This is a genomic window from Nocardia sp. NPDC056952, from assembly GCF_042674185.1.
In the GTDB taxonomy this organism is placed as follows: domain Bacteria; phylum Actinomycetota; class Actinomycetes; order Mycobacteriales; family Mycobacteriaceae; genus Nocardia.
On the sequence record NZ_JBHURA010000003.1, the window covers coordinates 925,067 to 940,918 of the forward strand.

The following is a 15,852-nucleotide window of genomic DNA, read 5'->3' on the forward strand; positions in this document are numbered from 1 at the left end:
TCGATCGGTGTCAGCGGGCGAATTCGTGGTAGAGCCGCGGCAGAAATCCGGCCAGATGGTTCATTTCCTGACCGCAGTGCAGGAGTAGTTCCCGGGCGAGCTCGACGTCGAGGACGAGGTCTCGGGGATCGACGGCGGGCCCGCGTTCGATCGCTTGCGCGGCTCGGGACAGGTCGGGTTGGTGGAGGCCGTGGAGATTGAGGTAGAAGCGGCTGCGCATTTCGCATCCCCCGGGGATCGGCCTGACCTGATGTGCCAGCCACCCGAGGTCGACCGGCGCAACGATGCTGCCGACCCTGCCGAGAATGATCGTGTGCTGATCGGGGACATCGAAGCCGTGGGCACGCGGGTCGGTGAAGGCAATCGCCAGTTGCTGCAGTTTCGGGCCGATGTACTCGTCGACATAGGCGATGTTGCCGATGTATTTGTCGCGGTCGGAAATGTGGTCAGCCGACCGGTCCCGGGCGATTCCGCAGTAGAGGTGAGCGTCGGGGTGCCACAGTTTGTAGCGCGCGGATTCCACGGTGTGCCAGGCGAACCACCAATCCCACATGGCGGCGGTGACGCCCTGCATCTCGGTATGTACCGCGACCCAGATCGCGCCGGATGCGGTGTGTCCGTAGCCGGTCTCCACCGCGGCGACACCGTGCGGTGAGAGGTCGCTCGGGAGTGCGGAGAACTCGGGAATCTGCTCCGATGGCGTCGGGCCGCAGCGATAGGCCGCGGCGACCGAAGCCAGGACAGGCGCGGTGTGCGCGGCCATGTATTTCGCGTACGGTTCGGCACGGTCCTCGGCAGAGTACCCACGGTATCGCACGTTCGGATCGGCGGTGGCGGAGACTGGGAGACCGGACAGCGCCAGGCCCGCGCCGACAACCGCCGCCACCTGAATTGCGCGGCGCCGATTGGTTTCTGGTTGGCTCGGCATCCGTCGACCCTATGGTCATGGAGAAGAGCTACCGAAGCCTTGGGGCAGGTCTGTGAAGTATGACAACGTGCGGAGGTGGCATCCGGTGCCCAGATGCACGCGCGCCGACCTTCGGCCACAACGAACAGAGGATCGTCGATGAAGTTGCGTCGGGTTCGGACCGAGGATGGTTTGCAGACACAGTGTCTCCGTGACGGGCAGTGGTCCGCGCATCCGGAACCGTTGGCGGGCAAGGTGTTCGGTGATCAATGGGAGCTCGGCGTCGCGAACGGGCACCTGAGTGAGTCCGAGCTGTTGCTGCCTTTCAACCCGGCATCGTTTCGCGACTTCATGTTGTTCGAGCAGCACAATATCGACGCCAGCCGTGGTTTGGTGCGCCGATTCCATCCGGCGCAGTACCGGTTGGCTGCTGCGGTCGAGCGGCTGAGTGGTCGGAGCTTTCCGCTGTTCAAGCCGAAGCCGTTGTTCTATCAGCAGCCGATCTACTACATGGGTAATCATCTGACATTCGTTCCGTCGGGAACCCCGATCAGTGCTCCGGCCTACTCGTCGGCATTGGATTACGAACTCGAGATCGGATTCGTTCTCGCCGAGCCTCTGTACTGTGCGACCGCGCAGCAGGCTACCGCCGCGATCGGCGCTTTCGTCCTGCTCAACGACTTCAGTGCGCGCGACATCCAGCGCGCCGAAATGGCCAGCGGGTTCGGGCCACAGAAATCCAAGCATTTCGCCAGTTCGATGTCGGCGACCGCCGTGACCGCGGACGAAATCCTGCCGCGCATCGATAGCCTCACCGGGTCGGTCAGAATCAACGGCGATACCGTCACCACGGTATCGAGCGCTGGGATGTGCTGGAGCCTCGGTGAAGTCCTCGCTCACGCTTCCCACAGCGAACATCTCTTTGCTGGAGAGTTGTTCGGAACCGGCACTCTGCCCGGCGGCAGCGGTATGGAAACCGGTAACTGGCTCGAGCCGGGGGATGTCCTCACTTTGACTCTCGACGATATCGGCGAGGTCGAACACCACATCACCAGCTGATAGGAATCCGCCGCCCGCTGTCGGCTGGGCTGAGTGGTGCCGCGTCGATGGCAGGTGCCGCTACTGTGTGGTCCCATGGCGCGAATCAAGGCCACCGACACCGGCACGAAGGTTGCGCGGCGGCAGGTGATCGCCGCCGCGGTGATCGACGTTCTCGCTGAACAGGGTCTTCGCGGGCTGACTCACCGCGCGGTGGACGCCGCCGTCGGCTTCGGCAGCGGCGCGGTGAACTATCACGCCCCCACCCGGGCGCACCTGGTCCGTTTGGCGCTGGACGAGCTGTTCGCCCGCGACGGGGTCGTCGCCGCCACTCATTTCGCCGACCTGATCAGCACCCCGCAGATTCCCATGGCCGTCGTAGTTGACCGCATGAGCGCGTTCGTGCAGGAAATGACGGCCCCTCCGGCTCGGCAGCGTGTCGTTGCCCGGCATATGTTGTTGGCCGAGGCCCAAGTCGATCCGCAGATCCGTGCGGAGTTCGATGCGCACCGTGGTGCGTTCGTGGAGTTCGCCGCGAATATCGTGACTGCGATGGATCACGATTACCCCGCGATCACCGCCGAGGTGGTGGTGATCATGATCGAAGGCTTGATCCAACGCCAAGTACTCATCGGGGCAACGCCATTGGCTGATTCGTTGCATCCGATCATTGCAGGTCTCCTGCGTTCGTGGACTATCGAGTAGGCCCCGCCTGATATGGAACCCTGTCGACAACGGTCACGATGTTGACGATCTTGTCTTTGTCGACCACGAGACGGTCTGCGCCCGCGACCGACATTGCCCCTCGTATCACGGGTAGGCATTGTGAGATGAACTGCCTGTATGCTCTGGAGCCGCTCACGCGCCTGGTTTGTGTGTCGCAGATGACGTCATCAGCGACATAGCGCATGGCCCTGCTGAGGTCGCCGGCGGTCAACGCGGTGAAGTAGTGCAAGGCTGTCTGTACCGCGCCGGTGGACTCGGGCATGGCTACTCCTTCATGCGGCGAACGCATTACCATCAGTGACGGTGAATCGACTGTGTAGGTGCATCGATCAGGTGGTCGACGAATCGTCGGCCGTGGCCGACCAGCGTCATCGCCTCGCATGTCGAGCGCCTGACGCCTTTCAACATCTGTTGGTGCACCTTCTCCAGACCTCGGATCCAGGTCTTGCGTGCGCTGTCATCCGCGTCCTGCGCACAAAGTCAGCCAGCGCGCTAGATCGAGCGCAGGATCCCTCGCAAGCGGTCGGCAAAGGCCCGTGGCCGAAAAAGCGGTCCGTTGTGGCCGCCGGGAAACGTCTCGACTTCGCGGCCGAGCATCTCGGCCAGGGCCGTGGAACAGTGTGGCACCGGGCCGACGCTGGTGGCGCCCGCTGCCGGGGTGATCACGTCGGCAGCAGCGCGGAGTGCCACGGTGTCCGGACGATATTCGCGCACTGCCGGCGCATCGTGGGCGAGGAAGTGTTCGAGATTGCGTATCCGGCCTGGATTCGGCAGTGCCACAGGCACATCGGGGTCGCGGTCGACGATGTCCAACCCCGCGATCTTGACGAGGAGCGCCATCGCCGCGGCGATGCCGTCGCGGCGGTACGCGTCTTCGACGTCGAGCTGGGACTGAAGCAATTGCGCACGCTCGGAATCGGGTAGCAAGGCTGCTATCGGCGGCTCATGAGCGATCACTGTCCGAACCTGTTCTCGGTGGCGCGCCGCGAGTTCCAGCGCGATGATCGCACCGATGCTGGTGCCGAATACCAGCGCCGGTGAGTCGGTCACCGCGCCCAGTACCAGCGCGGCATCGTCGGCGTGCGTGCGTGGACCCGACGTGTCAGCCGGTCCCGTGCTGCGCGACAGGCCGCGCCGGTCGAAGCTGATCACCGTGAAGTCCGACTTCAGATGCAGGGCTAGGACGTCATACGCATCAGCGTCGCCGTCACCTCCGGGGAGCAATAACAGCGCAGGGCCGACGCCTCGAACCTTGTAGTAGATCTGCGCGCCGGGCACGTCGAGTACCGCCATGATTCACACCCATAAGAAACTGAAGTTGCTTATTTGAAGGTAGCAAGCACTGAAAGTTTTAAGCAACTCGGGTAGCTTATTGGGGGTGATGCAGACACGACGACGAGGTGCCGCGCTGGAGCGGGCCATCCTGGACGCGGCCTGGGCGGAACTGGTCGAAGTCGGCTATCGCGAGATGACCATGGCCGGCGTCGCCGAGCGCGCAGGCGCGGCGAAATCGGTGCTGTACCGACGGTGGCCTGACAAGTTCGACCTGATTCGCGCTGTCATCGAGCAACGAGTCCCCCGGCTGGGGCGTCCGGCGCCGACCGGCAATCTGCGTGACGACGTACTTCAAGTACTCACCGGGGTCATCGCTCGATATGAGAGTTTGTCGGTGCTGACCGGTGTGGACCCGGAGTTGACCAACCGGCTGCGCCCCGAGCTCGCCGACGACGCGATCACCCAACTCGGCGAAGTCGTGCAAGCCGCGGGTATGGATCTGGCCGCAATCAGCCCGCGATTGTTGCGCCTACCCATCGCGATGATCATCGACGACCTTCTCCACTACAGGGACGAGGTCGATCCGCGAGCGATTGCCGACGAACTCTTCATTCCTCTGGTCGAATCGACCATTGTCACCAGCTCGCGAAAGGCGCCGTGATCCGTCGCGTAGGCGGACTCGAAGCCGCCTGTCGCGCGAGCACGGATACGTTCGCGGCGCACCGATGAATTTCGTGTGGATCTGTCGTCGATATCGGTGGATACACCGACTGCGGTGTGTCTGCGCCGGGGCCGTTCCCGCGCGGGAACAAGCACACGGAGGCACCGGTGAACTTCGACAGCCCTGCACACGAGCACGCGACCCAGATACGTGAGCAAACCGCCGACCCCGCACACCCGCGGGTGTTGGTAGCGGGAGCGAGCATCGCGGGGCCCGCGCTGGCCCACTGGTTACATCGGCGAGGGGCAGAGGTGACCGTGGTGGAGCGGGCGTCCGGGCTGCGTCCCGGTGGGCAGGCGGTAGACGCACGCGGGGTGACCAAGGAGGTCATCCGGCGCATGGGGCTGGACGCGCAGGTGCGCGCGGCCTGCACGGAGACCGCAGGCGCGCACACCGTGGACGCGGACGGGAGCGTCCTGGAGACCTTCCGGGTGGGCGACGACGGCGGCGACGGGTACATCGCCGAGATCGAGATCCTGCGCGGGGACCTTTCCCAGGTGCTCTATGACGACACCCGCGACAGCGTCGAATACATCTTCGGCGACCGGATCGCCGCCCTCGCCCAGGACGCGGACGGGGTCGACGTGACCTTCGAATGCGGCGACCCGCGCCGCTTCGACCTGGTGATCGGGGCAGACGGACTACATTCGGCGCTGCGAGCAATGGTCTTCGGCCCACATGAGCGGTTCGTTCGCCATCTGGGGCTCGTGCTGGCCTTCTACAGTGTCCCCAACGACTTCGGATTGGACCGCTGGTTGATCGACTACCGGGAGTCGGGGCGATCCGCGGGCCTGCGGCCCATCCGAGACGCCGCCCAGGCGATGGCCGTACTCTGCTTCAGCTCGGGCGACTTCGACGTCGACTACCGCGACATCGTGGCGCAGAAGCGTTTGCTGCGCGAGCGGATGAGCGGAATGGGCTGGTTGACATCCGACATCCTTGCCCATCTCGACGACACTGCGGACTTCTATCTGGACCAGGTCGCCCAGTTGGTGATGGAGCGCTGGTCGAGCGGGCGGGTGGGGCTACTCGGGGACGCGGCGTTCAGCTCGTCGCCGATGTCGGGGCAAGGTACCGGCCTGGCTCTGGTCGGCGCCTACCTGCTGGCCGGCGAGTTAGCTGCCGCAGGATGGGACCCGGAGACCGGGTACGCCGCCTACGAGCGGCGGATGCGCTCGTTCGTCGAGGCCAACCAGGAGATCGGCCGGTTGCACGCGCGAAGCCTCATCGCCCCCACGCCGGAGGCCGAGCCGGGCACAGGGCCCGACGTCGAATGGGACCTCGCGCTGATCGAGCGTGCGATCAACGGTATCGAGCTGCCCGACTACACAGGGGGCCGACCGAAACGCACACCGCACCACTGAGCAACTCGTCGGCCAAGCCGTAGGCATCACATCGGCAGGGGTGGGGCCCGGGGCATCGGGTACATCAACGGCCGGCAATCGCGGCTGACGCTGCCATTCTGGTGCAGGGGCTCGCTTGGACATCATCCCGAGCGATCGGTGCACGGGTTCCGGTGTGCGTGATTCCTCTCCTCGCGGATCAGGTTGCGAACACCCGGGGGAAGCCGAACATCGGAACCAGCGCGGGAGCATGGAACTTGACCACCCGTGCGATACCGGCGGTAGTGGGCGCCAGCACCACGACACCGTCCGCTCGCAGCACTCCGCTCGTGTCCCTGCGGTACACCACAGCGGCAGGTTGGCCGTTCGCGGTAGTGGCGATCATCCGCCAGTCACCGGATGTGCCGAGTACGTACGTGCCGAGCACATGGATACACATCGCCCTGCCCGCTTGCCAATCGCCGAACGGCGTCGCTTCCAGGGTGGCATCGGTGCGCAGCACCTGCTCCAGCAGACTCGCATCGGAACGCTCGAAGGCTGCGATGTAACCGTCGAGCAGCGCACGTGCTCGAGGGTCGGCCGGCTCGAGCAGATTCTCCGGCTCGGGCTCGACCTCGTCGAGGCGGGCGCGCGCTCGTTGCAGCCCGCTCTTGACTGCCGCAGTGGTGGTTCCGAGGATCTCCGCGGTCTCGTCGGCGGAGAATGCGAGCACCTCGCGCAGGATGAGCATCGCTCGCTGGCGGGCGGGCAGATGCTGCAAGCTCGCGATGAGCGCCAGCCGCAGCGACTCGCGTGCGACAACGATCGTCGCCGGATCGCCATCAGGTGGCGTGATCCACCCGTCCGGTAGTGGACCCAGCCACGAGATCTCTTCCGAAGCAATCGGATTCGGCGCACGATCGGGACCGTCGTAGGGTCCGCCCAAACCCGAGGGCAACACTCGGATCCGACGCCGCTGCAGAGCGGTAAGGCACACATTTGTGGCGATCTTGTAGAGCCAGGACCGAACCGAGGCGCGGCCCTCGAATCCTGAGTAGGACTTCCACGCCCGCAGATAGGTCTCTTGCACGAGGTCCTCGGCGTCATTGGCCGACCCGGCCATGCGGTAGCAGTGCGCCAGCAGTTCTCTGCGAAACCGATGGGTCTCGATGGTGAACCGGTCGTGATCCGGTGCGCCCCGTGGGTGCGATGTCACACGGCCACCCTAGCTAGCTTCCCTTGTCGAACGGCGGCTTCCATCTCGTGTGGGGTCACCGAGTCCACGTGGATACAGCGTTCGCAGGTCACGGCAGCAGGGCCAGTTTGCCGACGGTCGCTCTGGTCTCCAGTTCGCCCAGCGCTTTCGGACCGTCGGCCAAGTCGTAGACGGTGGGTTGGATCGGAGTGAGCACCCCGGCTGTGATGAGCGCGGACAGCTCACCCATGATTTCGCCGAACATCTGCGGTGCGGCCTGGATCAGCACGCCGATATTGAGCCCGATGAGCTGGACCTGATGCTTGTACACAAGTTCCCAATTGCTGACCGCCGCCTGCCCGCCCGCCAGCCCGTAAACAACGACCCGACCGGTGATGCGCTTGGCCGCTGCCAGACTGGCCTCGAACGTCGCTCCGCCCGCCGATTCCAACACCAGGTCGACGCCGGCGCCGCCGGTCACTCTTGATACTTCGGCGGCGAGGTCGTCACCGCGGGAGTCCAGGACGTGGTCGGCGCCCAACGCCAGAACTGCCTCGTGCTTGGCCGGCGAAGCGGTGGCGATGACCGTCGCCCCATAGTGCTTGGCGATGGTGACCGCGGCCTGGCCGGTCGCCCCCGCCGCGGCGTGAATCAACACGGTCTGGCCTGTGGCGAGCCCGCCCAGGGTCCGCAGTGCGGCCAGCGCCGTGGGCCAATTCACTGTCAATCCGAGCGCCTGCTGCGCCGTCCAGCCGGGGGGTACGGCGACCGCGGCCGCCGCGGGTAGCGCCACATATTCGGCGAAAGCACCACTTCCGACACCGACAACACGTGCACCCGGCACGGGGTCGGTAACCTCCGCGCCTAGCGCGACAACTTCGCCGACGGCTTCGAAACCGGCTAGGTAGGGCGGTCGCGGGCCGTCCCGAAATGCTCCGTGGGACTTCGAGATATCAGCGAAGTTGACCCCAGCGGCGGCGACTCGGACAAGAACCTCGCCTGGCCCGGGGCGGGGTATCGGAGCATGGTCTATCAGGCGCATGTCCTGTGGACCTTCGAAGGACATCTGCTGCAGCGCACGCATGGTAATGGGAATGCTCATCGGCGATCAGCCTTTCTTTCCGGGGCACACGATGGAGTCCTGTTCGTCGTGCGGACAGGCTCTAGTAGGTAGACCCGGCTGACGCCACAAAAGAATCGGCCTGCGCAGTGAGCGGACGTAGCATCTGACAAGTTCCCGCTTCGGACTTCGCGAAGCGACGGTCGATCAGGATCGGTCCGCGACCACGCGAGCCGCGAGTGTCGGTGATATCCGTTGCATACCGAGCAACATTCCGACTTTCCCGACTCGGATCCGGTGCGCCTGCCTCTTGTGTAGCCCGGTGAGAACCGCCGCCGCTGCCGCGTCGGGGCTGATCTTGCCCCGGCCGCGTCCGGCGGTCATCGCGGTGTCGACCAGCGGCAGCATCGCGTCGACGACGCGCACGGTAGGTGCGTCTACGGCGAGTTGGTACCGCAGCGAGGTGGTCGCCGCGATCAAGCCCGCCTTCGCCGCGCAGTACACCGGCGCGGAACGCTTGGGCACCAACCCGAGCGCCGAGGTGATGTTGACGATCGTCGCGGACGGGGCGAGCGCCAGCGCGGGAAGCAGACGTGCGGTCAGGCGCAGCGGCGCGATCAGGTTCGCCGCCAGTTCCTCGGTCACATCGTCGAGCAGTTCGTCGGCGTCCGATGTCATCCACTGCCGGTCGAATTGGACTCCGGCGTTGTTGATCACCAAATCCAGTCCGGCGATTCCGGCCGCGGTCGCGGCGACGCGATCCACGTCGGCGGGAACGGCCAGATCGGCGGATATGGTCCGCAGGCCTGGGATGCGCGCGGCCGCGTTCGCGAGCCGGTCGGGGTCGCGGCCACAGATCAGAACGTGACAGCCGGTGGCGGCGAGCTGCTGGGCGAAGGCGAACCCGACTCCACTGCCGCCTCCGGTGACCAGCGCCGCGCGCGCGACGATCTGCTTGCTCATTCGGCGGCCCTGTGCCCGTCTTCCACGGACAAGATCAGGTCCTCGAGTCGGAAGTAGGGCCTGGTGAACAGCGCCGAGTCGCGCAGGTGCTCGATCACCAGGTAGTACTCGTCGAGGTCGGTGGTGGCGAACACCGCGATGTCGCTGGACCGGGCGCTGAAGGCCTCGGCGTCGTAGAACCGCATCGTGGTTTTCGTCCGGTCGCGCAGGGCGGTGCCCAGGGCGGCGTCGGCGATACGTCGACGCTCCGGGCGGCTCATGGCCAGCCATGCGGGGAGCGCGGTCAACATCATGAACGCCGTGTACTCGGTGGGCTCGGCACCTAGCGATGAAGCATTTGTTACATCCATGCCGGCGACCCTAGATGTAACAAATGTTACAGTCAAGGGGTGGCTGACCGAACATCTCCGAACCCCACCCGACGCGACGAGCTCCTCCACGCCGCTCTCGACGACTTCGCGCGTCACGGCCTCGTCGATTTCACCTTGCGTGGCCTCGCCGAGCGCATCGGGACGAGCGCGCGCATGCTCGTGCACTACTTCGGCAGCCGCGAGCAATTGCTGTCCGCCGCGTTCGCTGAACATCGACAGCAGATGCAACGACAACTCGCCGATGCCGCCGAGCAGAGTCCGGCCGAGGCGGCGACATCGGCGTGGGCGGCGATGACAGCGGACGAGCAGCGCACACACTTCACCGTCATGTACCACCTGCTCGCCGCCGGTCTCACCAACGGCGCCGCGGAGCGCCCCGCCGCTCGCGATGCGATCCTGGCATGGGTCGACTATGCGACTGACCTGCTCGCTCGCGCAGGTCGCGATGCCGTCGATGCCCGTGTCGATGCCACGGTGCTGGCGTCGGGCCTCAAAGGAATCCTGATCGACCGCCTCGTCACCGACGACGAACAACGCTGCGACACCGCCGCACGCCGCCTCATCGACGCGGTGCTCACCTGACTCGCGTGAGCGCGGACCGGCTGTGCGGCGATGCCGTCGTGGCTCGAGCCCGGTGGAAGCAGGAATTCGATTTCTATCCGAATCGAATCCGGTCGCGAACATGATCCGCCATGACCGCGGAGGTGTAGGTGCAACCGCTGGGCCTTGTTGCCGTTACTGCAGGGTGACCGACGCTAGGCATGGACGACTTCTGTAAGAGACTTCCAGTCGCGTCCGTGGTGCATGTCGAGCAGGCTATTTGCCAGGGCGGGTAGTGCGGGATGAATATTCGATACGGAGAGGTCGGGTTGCGCTGTACCGCAGGTGAATTCGCAATTCGATGCGGTGTGGAGGGTATGGTCATCGGCGGTGCGGTATGACGAATTTTCGACAGCCTGGAACGGCCGCCCGGTCGCAATATTCCGGCACCTTTTCGGTGTGTGATGGGAAATTCTCGACACTAATTCCCCGAAGCTGTGAAGTTTCCAGAGAAATGCTTCGACGCTCGACAAGGGCCGCGACTGTAAGAACAGTTTAGAACTGTTCACGATAATGATGGCAGCCTTCCTCGGGGTCGAGGGAGCACGGTGAGGTTGGTCGGTGAGGGCATCAGCAACGTATCGGATCGCGGGTCCACCTGGGCTGATCGGCAGCCGACTCCCCGATGGCTACCGATCTCGCGCAGATCACATGCTCTCTGTTACGGCTCACAAACCGGCTCCTGTTAGCTACCAATTAGCTATAAGATGTCCGGTTTGGCCCTCCATTTTCTGCGAATAATCGGGTACGGTCGACCATCGACGGGGAACTACTTCGACAGGGGGATCGATGGACGAGAACATCAGTGGTACCCCGATATCGCGCGATGACGTAGGCGGCGATCGGGTTTCACGAAATATTGAATGCCGCATTGCGGCTGCCGGCGCGGAATCTTATGACAGCGAGACCGCTCATCTCCACGATGTCGTGGATCAATTGGAGTACGCGGTACAGGTTTGTTCGCGCGAGAGTATTCCGCTTCCCTTCGTGTTGCAGGAAGTCGAAAAGGCGCTCGGTGTGGACCTCGACGATCTCTCGGCGGACTGGCCTTCCGCCCTCCGCCTGCACCTCGTCGACTACGTGACGGCGGTGTTCGCGAAGGACCACCTACAGCCACCGCATCGGTGACGGCGGCCGGGGTGGTGCAAGTCGGCGCGGCGGGCAGTCCTCAGCGGCTCGCACGCAGAATGCGGTTCGCGCGCAGTGCGCGCGGCGAGTCGCTCTCGAACCTTCCGGATCCGTCGAGGTAGCCACCGATGAGCTCAGGGGCGGAATGGTCTTCGATGTCGGTGAATCCGAGGGCGCGCAGCTGTGCGGCGATGTCGTCGGGGGTGAAGTAGCTGAACAACGGTTCGCCGATGCCGGCCAGCCGATCGGCACGTGCCCGGTGGTCCGCACGGTCCTCGTCGGTCGTCGCGGGCTGGAGGTAGTCGAAGACCACCTCGACCGGCTGGGCCTGGGCAGCGATGTATTCGAGGGTGGCATGGGCGGCGCTCGGAGTCAGATAGAAGACGACGCCGAGCCACACGAACACGGCCGGGTCCGTCCGTGTGAATCCGGTGGATTCCAATCGCGCCGCCAGCGTCTGGGTTTCGAAATCGACCGGCACGAAGGTCAATGTCTCGGGGCGGTCGATTCCGGCGGCGGCGAGGCGTTCGCGTTTCCACGCCTGGGTGGCAGGATGGTCGACCTCGAAGACACGCAAGTCCGGGTACGTAGTGCGATAGGCGAAGGTGTCCAGGCCCGCGCCGAGGATCACGACCTGCCGCACACCAGCAGCGAAGGCCGCGGCCACGGCGTCCTCGGCGAAGCGGGCGCGGGCGGCGAAGAACAGGCGGCGGGGCCTATCAGTTGCCACGTCACCGAGATGATCGGTGGTGAGCGTGCCCGGATCGGCCAGTTCCTCCGCGGTGACGGCGAGCAGCCGTGCCGCCAAGGGGTCGGTGAAGATCTGTGGCCGGTCGGCGATCTGGTGATAGGCGCGGGCGTAGGCGGTGACGAGGGCTGTCCTGCTTGGTCCGTCGTTCTCCATGCTCGAGAACCTACTCGCGAAGTTGCCGCATGCTCTATGAACTCGCTCACCCATACGCCACCGGGGAGCCGGTACCGATTGCCCACGCCGAAATCCCGCGTGGGCATGGGTGTCGGCGCAATCGGATAGCATCCCCGGTACTACCTCTCGGTCCAGCAACCGGCCGGCGGAGTCAGTTCGCGTCGTGGGCGCTTGTGATCGGAGGCTTTCGTGCACACCCTGGGTTTTGTGCTGTCCAGGTGGGGAGGGGAAGTCTGATGTGGTGCGAGCAGGCAACTCTCGGCTGTGCCGGCGGTGGTCGTGGTGCGCAGTGACGCGTTGAACGCCGATCTCTTCGCGGCCGGGCCCGGATCGCGGCGTCAACTCCACATACTGCTGGTCGAGGACGATCCCGGCGACGCCTTGCTGGTGGAAGAGATGGTCGCCGATCTGTCTCCGCGCCCGCACCTGGATTGGGTACGCACCCTGGCCGAGGCCGGCGAGCGCCTACGCACCGACGTCCCCGATTGTGTGCTGCTCGATCTGCATCTGCCCGATGCGCACGGACTCGAGGCGCTGGCCGGAATCCGCGTCCGCAACGATCAGGTCCCGGTCGTGGTGATGACCGGGCTCGACCAGGAGCGCACCGGGCTGTTCGCGTTGGCCTCCGGCGCGCAGGACTATCTGGTCAAGGGCCGGGTGGACCCGGAATTGTTCGGGCGCGCAGTGCGTTACGCGATCCAGCGCAAGCAGGCCGAGCTCACCAGCGCGGCCCTGCAGGCCAGTCAGATGCGGGCACAGGAGAACTCCCGACTCGAACGCGGACTGTTGCCGACCCCGCTGTTGGGTGCCGACCCCGCGGTGGAGGTGGTGTCGAGGTATCGACCCGGCCGTGACCACTCACTGCTCGGCGGCGACTTCTACGACGTGGTCCAGGACCCGACCGGCATCGTGCACGCCATCATCGGTGATGTCTCCGGCCACGGTCCCGATGCCGCGGCGACCGGGGTCGCGTTACGGTTGGCGTGGCGCACGCTGGTGCTCAGCGGTGTCACCGGTGCCAGGCAGCTGAACCTGCTCGAGGAAGTGTTGCTCGCCGAACGCGCCGACCAGCAAACCTTCGCCACCGCTACCAGCTTGATACTCGACCCGGCGACCCGACAGGTGTCGGTGCGCCGCGCGGGTCATCCCGGCATGCTGTCGTGCACCGGTGCCGGACTGAGTTGGGTGGAGGTGCCGGGCGGACCGGCCCTCGGTTTCGTCCCGGGCTACGCGCAGTGGCCTGCGCACGAGGTGGCACTGGCGGATCAGGCGGGGCTGATGCTGTTCACCGATGGACTGTTCGAAGGGCGTGTCGGCGACGGCAGCACCCGCCTCGGCGAGGACGGATTGTTCGAACTGGCACAGACGCTGCCGACCGATCAGCCCGAGTCCTTCGTCGACGCGCTGATCGGGCAGGTGGCGGAACTGTCTTCGGCGGCAGGCGGTTTGGATGACGATGTGGCCATCCTGTATTTGCGGTGGAGTGATGTGACGAGGCGGAGAACGTGACGAGTAGCACACCAGCCCGGTCGGAGTCGATTCGTAAGCTGACAGCACAGGGCTGGTTCCAGCTCGTGTTCGCGCTGATGATCCTGGTGGTGGTCGCCGGTGCCGCGGCGGGTGCGCAGGTGATCGCGCACACCAGCCGGGTCACCGATCGTCTGCTCGCCGAAACTCTGCCCGCGGCCACCGAAGCCCATCGGCTGCAGGGTGCGCTGCTGAACCAGGAAACCGGCATCCGCGGCTACGCCATCACCGGAGACCCGCAGTTCCTCGAGCCCTACGACCGAGGGCGCCAAGAGCAGACACGCGCTGCCGACCGCTTACGGGAGCTGCTCGTCGCCCACCCCGGATTGCTCGCCGACCTCGCCGCTGTCGACCTCGCCGCCCAGCGGTGGCAGGCCGACTTCACCGATCCGGCGACCGGGGCCGTGTCGTCTCGCGCGGGCATCGGTTCCGACGCCGCCACGGGAGCGGTGCGTCGAAAGGCGCTCTTCGACGCCGTGCGCGATACCTTCGCGGTGCAGAACGACCATCTCGTCGCGGTCGTCGACAGCGACTCCGCCGAGCTGGCAAGCGCACGCACCACCCGCAACATCGTGCTGTCGGGCATCGTCGCGGTCTTCCTGCTGACCGGGGTGCTGCTCACCGTTCTGGTACGGCGACTGGTGGTACGGCCGTTGGGCTATCTCACCGAGTCGTCGCGGCGGGTAGCGGCGGGGGAGTTCGACGCGCGTATCGAGGCTGTCGGTCCTTCCGATATCGCGTTGGTCTGCGAGGCGGTGGAGAACATGCGCCACCACATCGTCGCCGAGCTCGATTCCACGCGCATCCAGGAGGCGGCACTGCTGCGCCAGAAGCAGGATCTCGACGTCCAGGCCGAGGAACTGCGCAGATCCAACACCGAGCTGGAGCAGTTCGCCTACGTCGCGTCCCATGATCTGCAGGAGCCGCTGCGCAAGGTGGCCTCGTTCTGCCAGTTGCTCGAGAAGCGCTACGGCGACCAGCTCGACGAGCGCGGCAAGCAGTACATCGACTTCGCCGTCGACGGCGCCAAACGCATGCAGGTGCTGATCAACGACCTGCTCACCTTCTCCCGCGTCGGCCGGATGTCGGAGGGCACCGAGCCGGTGGGCCTGGATCAGACCCTGGACGAGGCGATAGCCGCCTTGTCGGCGACCATCGAGGAATCCGAGGCCGTGATCGAGCGCCCGGCGGCGTTGCCGGAGCTCCTCGGGGAACCGACCCTGCTGATCATGCTGTGGCAGAACCTCATCGGCAACGCGATCAAATTCCGCACGCCCGGCCTGACCCCTGTGGTCCGGGTGGCGTGCGCGCCCAACGTCGACGACGCAGAGGAATGGCAGTTCTCGGTGTCGGACAACGGGATCGGTGTCGCGGCCGAATTCGCGGAGAAGGTCTTCGTCATCTTCCAGCGCCTACATCCGCGAGATGCCTACGGCGGCACCGGGATCGGGTTGGCCGTGTGCAAGAAGATCGTGGAGTTCCACGGCGGCCGGATCTGGCTCGACACCGATCACCGTGACGGCACCCGTCTGTGCTTCACCCTGCGGGCGGCAGCGCCCGCGATCACCGCTACATCCATCGAGAACGAGGTATTCGCATGACCGATCCCGGCCAGCCGGTCGATATCCTGCTCGTCGAAGACGACCCCGGCGACGAACTGATGACGCGGGAAGCCTTCGAGGACAACAAGATCGGCAATACGCTGCACGTGGTCAGGGACGGTCAGGAAGCGCTGGACTTCATCTACCGCACCGGCGCGTACGTCGACGCTCCACGGCCGGATCTGATCCTGCTGGATCTGAACCTGCCCAAGTACGACGGCAGGCAGGTGCTGGAGAAGATCAAGGCCGACCCGGAGCTGTCCCACATCCCCGTGGTCGTGCTCACCACATCGGCGGCCGAGGAAGACATTCTGCGCAGCTACAAACTGCATGCGAACGCCTACGTCACCAAGCCGGTGGATCTCGACCAGTTCATCGCTGCGATCAGGCAGATCGACGAGTTCTTCGTGCAGGTCGTGGGGGGGGCGGCGGGGGGGGGGGGGGCGCGGGGGGCCGACGGGGGGGGAGGGGGCGCGGCGGGGGCCCCCGGCCC

Annotated in this window: 16 protein-coding genes and 1 pseudogene; 9 read left to right on the top strand and 8 right to left on the bottom strand. The window is 65.5% G+C overall.

Translation table 11 applies throughout. The features are described 5' to 3' along the window. Positions 1 to 10 precede the first annotated feature (10 nt). Entirely contained in the window at positions 11 to 928 is a 918-nt protein-coding gene (locus tag ACFTS5_RS15970) for a DAPG hydrolase family protein (RefSeq protein WP_378631397.1), read from the bottom strand. Positions 929 to 1,066: 138 nt separating this feature from the next. Between ACFTS5_RS15970 and ACFTS5_RS15975 the strand changes: the two genes are divergently transcribed. Both ACFTS5_RS15975 and ACFTS5_RS15980 read left to right on the top strand, forming a co-directional pair. Next, entirely contained in the window at positions 1,067 to 1,966 is a 900-nt protein-coding gene (locus tag ACFTS5_RS15975) for a fumarylacetoacetate hydrolase family protein (RefSeq protein WP_378631399.1), read from the top strand. A gap of 33 nt (positions 1,967 to 1,999) precedes the next feature. Then, positions 2,000 to 2,650 (top strand): TetR/AcrR family transcriptional regulator, encoded by a 651-nt coding sequence (locus tag ACFTS5_RS15980; RefSeq protein WP_378631401.1) that lies wholly within the window; start codon positions 2,000 to 2,002, stop codon positions 2,648 to 2,650. Here ACFTS5_RS15980 and ACFTS5_RS15985 read toward each other — a convergent pair. Continuing rightward, entirely contained in the window at positions 2,640 to 2,933 is a 294-nt protein-coding gene (locus ACFTS5_RS15985) for a nuclear transport factor 2 family protein (protein WP_378631402.1), read from the bottom strand. The two genes, ACFTS5_RS15980 and ACFTS5_RS15985, sit on opposite strands and share 11 nt — an antisense overlap. Positions 2,934 to 3,163: 230 nt before the next feature. Continuing rightward, positions 3,164 to 3,964, bottom strand: coding sequence for an alpha/beta fold hydrolase (locus ACFTS5_RS15990; RefSeq protein ID WP_378631404.1), 801 nt, complete (start codon positions 3,962 to 3,964; stop codon positions 3,164 to 3,166). 88 nt (positions 3,965 to 4,052) lie between these two features. Here ACFTS5_RS15990 and ACFTS5_RS15995 point away from each other — a divergent pair, with 88 nt between their 5' ends. Together ACFTS5_RS15995 and ACFTS5_RS16000 are read left to right on the top strand one after the other, a co-directional pair. After that, positions 4,053 to 4,607 (top strand): TetR/AcrR family transcriptional regulator, encoded by a 555-nt coding sequence (locus tag ACFTS5_RS15995; protein ID WP_378631471.1) that lies wholly within the window; start codon positions 4,053 to 4,055, stop codon positions 4,605 to 4,607. A 167-nt stretch (positions 4,608 to 4,774) separates the two neighbouring features. Then, the gene (locus tag ACFTS5_RS16000; RefSeq protein WP_378631406.1) at positions 4,775 to 6,031 is read left to right on the top strand and encodes an FAD-dependent monooxygenase; all 1,257 of its coding nucleotides are present in this window, start codon (positions 4,775 to 4,777) and stop codon (positions 6,029 to 6,031) included. Positions 6,032 to 6,209: 178 nt separating this feature from the next. On the opposite strand, the gene ACFTS5_RS16005 is transcribed toward ACFTS5_RS16000, so the two are convergent. The 4 genes from ACFTS5_RS16005 to ACFTS5_RS16020 all read right to left on the bottom strand — a co-directional run bounded on the left by ACFTS5_RS16005 (position 6,210) and on the right by ACFTS5_RS16020 (position 9,557). After that, complete coding sequence (locus ACFTS5_RS16005) at positions 6,210 to 7,205, bottom strand: sigma-70 family RNA polymerase sigma factor (protein ID WP_378631407.1); 996 nt, start codon at positions 7,203 to 7,205, stop codon at positions 6,210 to 6,212. An 88-nt stretch (positions 7,206 to 7,293) separates the two neighbouring features. After that, positions 7,294 to 8,286 (bottom strand): zinc-binding dehydrogenase, encoded by a 993-nt coding sequence (locus ACFTS5_RS16010; RefSeq protein ID WP_378631409.1) that lies wholly within the window; start codon positions 8,284 to 8,286, stop codon positions 7,294 to 7,296. 165 nt (positions 8,287 to 8,451) lie between these two features. Next, the gene (locus tag ACFTS5_RS16015; protein ID WP_378631410.1) at positions 8,452 to 9,207 is read right to left on the bottom strand and encodes an SDR family NAD(P)-dependent oxidoreductase; all 756 of its coding nucleotides are present in this window, start codon (positions 9,205 to 9,207) and stop codon (positions 8,452 to 8,454) included. Further along, the gene (locus tag ACFTS5_RS16020; protein ID WP_378631412.1) at positions 9,204 to 9,557 is read right to left on the bottom strand and encodes a darcynin family protein; all 354 of its coding nucleotides are present in this window, start codon (positions 9,555 to 9,557) and stop codon (positions 9,204 to 9,206) included. Before ACFTS5_RS16020 ends, ACFTS5_RS16015 begins: the two co-directional genes overlap by 4 nt. Positions 9,558 to 9,596: 39 nt before the next feature. Between ACFTS5_RS16020 and ACFTS5_RS16025 the strand changes: the two genes are divergently transcribed. Together ACFTS5_RS16025 and ACFTS5_RS16030 are read left to right on the top strand one after the other, a co-directional pair. Beyond that, complete coding sequence (locus ACFTS5_RS16025; RefSeq protein ID WP_378631413.1) at positions 9,597 to 10,160, top strand: TetR/AcrR family transcriptional regulator; 564 nt, start codon at positions 9,597 to 9,599, stop codon at positions 10,158 to 10,160. A gap of 807 nt (positions 10,161 to 10,967) precedes the next feature. After that, complete coding sequence (locus tag ACFTS5_RS16030) at positions 10,968 to 11,306, top strand: hypothetical protein (protein WP_378631414.1); 339 nt, start codon at positions 10,968 to 10,970, stop codon at positions 11,304 to 11,306. Positions 11,307 to 11,346: 40 nt separating this feature from the next. Here ACFTS5_RS16030 and ACFTS5_RS16035 read toward each other — a convergent pair whose 3' ends face one another. Further along, a complete protein-coding gene (locus ACFTS5_RS16035; RefSeq protein WP_378631415.1) occupies positions 11,347 to 12,210 on the bottom strand; it encodes a class I SAM-dependent methyltransferase in 864 nt (287 codons plus the stop codon). A 285-nt stretch (positions 12,211 to 12,495) separates the two neighbouring features. Between ACFTS5_RS16035 and ACFTS5_RS16040 the strand changes: the two genes are divergently transcribed. The 3 genes and pseudogenes from ACFTS5_RS16040 to ACFTS5_RS16050 form a co-directional block, all read left to right on the top strand. Further along, on the top strand, positions 12,496 to 13,740 hold the full coding sequence (locus ACFTS5_RS16040; protein WP_378631416.1) for a PP2C family protein-serine/threonine phosphatase: 1,245 nt from the start codon (positions 12,496 to 12,498) through the stop codon (positions 13,738 to 13,740). After that, complete coding sequence (locus ACFTS5_RS16045) at positions 13,737 to 15,359, top strand: CHASE3 domain-containing protein (protein WP_378631418.1); 1,623 nt, start codon at positions 13,737 to 13,739, stop codon at positions 15,357 to 15,359. The genes ACFTS5_RS16040 and ACFTS5_RS16045 overlap by 4 nt, the downstream gene beginning before the upstream one ends. After that, a pseudogene (locus ACFTS5_RS16050) lies at positions 15,356 to 15,778 on the top strand (response regulator); the annotation flags it as partial. The gene ACFTS5_RS16045 and the pseudogene ACFTS5_RS16050, both read left to right, overlap by 4 nt. Between the last annotated feature and the right edge of the window lie 74 nt (positions 15,779 to 15,852).

What these genes read in the sequence shown, in the direction of transcription:
- ACFTS5_RS15970 (WP_378631397.1), bottom strand. Translation starts at nt 928, where the DNA reads ATGCCGAGCCAACCAGAAACCAATCGGCGCCGCGCAATTCAGGTGGCG.
- ACFTS5_RS15975 (WP_378631399.1), top strand. Translation starts at nt 1,067, where the DNA reads ATGAAGTTGCGTCGGGTTCGGACCGAGGATGGTTTGCAGACACAGTGT.
- ACFTS5_RS15985 (WP_378631402.1), bottom strand. Translation starts at nt 2,933, where the DNA reads ATGCCCGAGTCCACCGGCGCGGTACAGACAGCCTTGCACTACTTCACC.
- ACFTS5_RS15990 (WP_378631404.1), bottom strand. Translation starts at nt 3,964, where the DNA reads ATGGCGGTACTCGACGTGCCCGGCGCGCAGATCTACTACAAGGTTCGA.
- ACFTS5_RS15995 (WP_378631471.1), top strand. Translation starts at nt 4,053, where the DNA reads ATGCAGACACGACGACGAGGTGCCGCGCTGGAGCGGGCCATCCTGGAC.
- ACFTS5_RS16010 (WP_378631409.1), bottom strand. Translation starts at nt 8,286, where the DNA reads ATGAGCATTCCCATTACCATGCGTGCGCTGCAGCAGATGTCCTTCGAA.
- ACFTS5_RS16015 (WP_378631410.1), bottom strand. Translation starts at nt 9,207, where the DNA reads ATGAGCAAGCAGATCGTCGCGCGCGCGGCGCTGGTCACCGGAGGCGGC.
- ACFTS5_RS16020 (WP_378631412.1), bottom strand. Translation starts at nt 9,557, where the DNA reads ATGGATGTAACAAATGCTTCATCGCTAGGTGCCGAGCCCACCGAGTAC.
- ACFTS5_RS16030 (WP_378631414.1), top strand. Translation starts at nt 10,968, where the DNA reads ATGGACGAGAACATCAGTGGTACCCCGATATCGCGCGATGACGTAGGC.
- ACFTS5_RS16035 (WP_378631415.1), bottom strand. Translation starts at nt 12,210, where the DNA reads ATGGAGAACGACGGACCAAGCAGGACAGCCCTCGTCACCGCCTACGCC.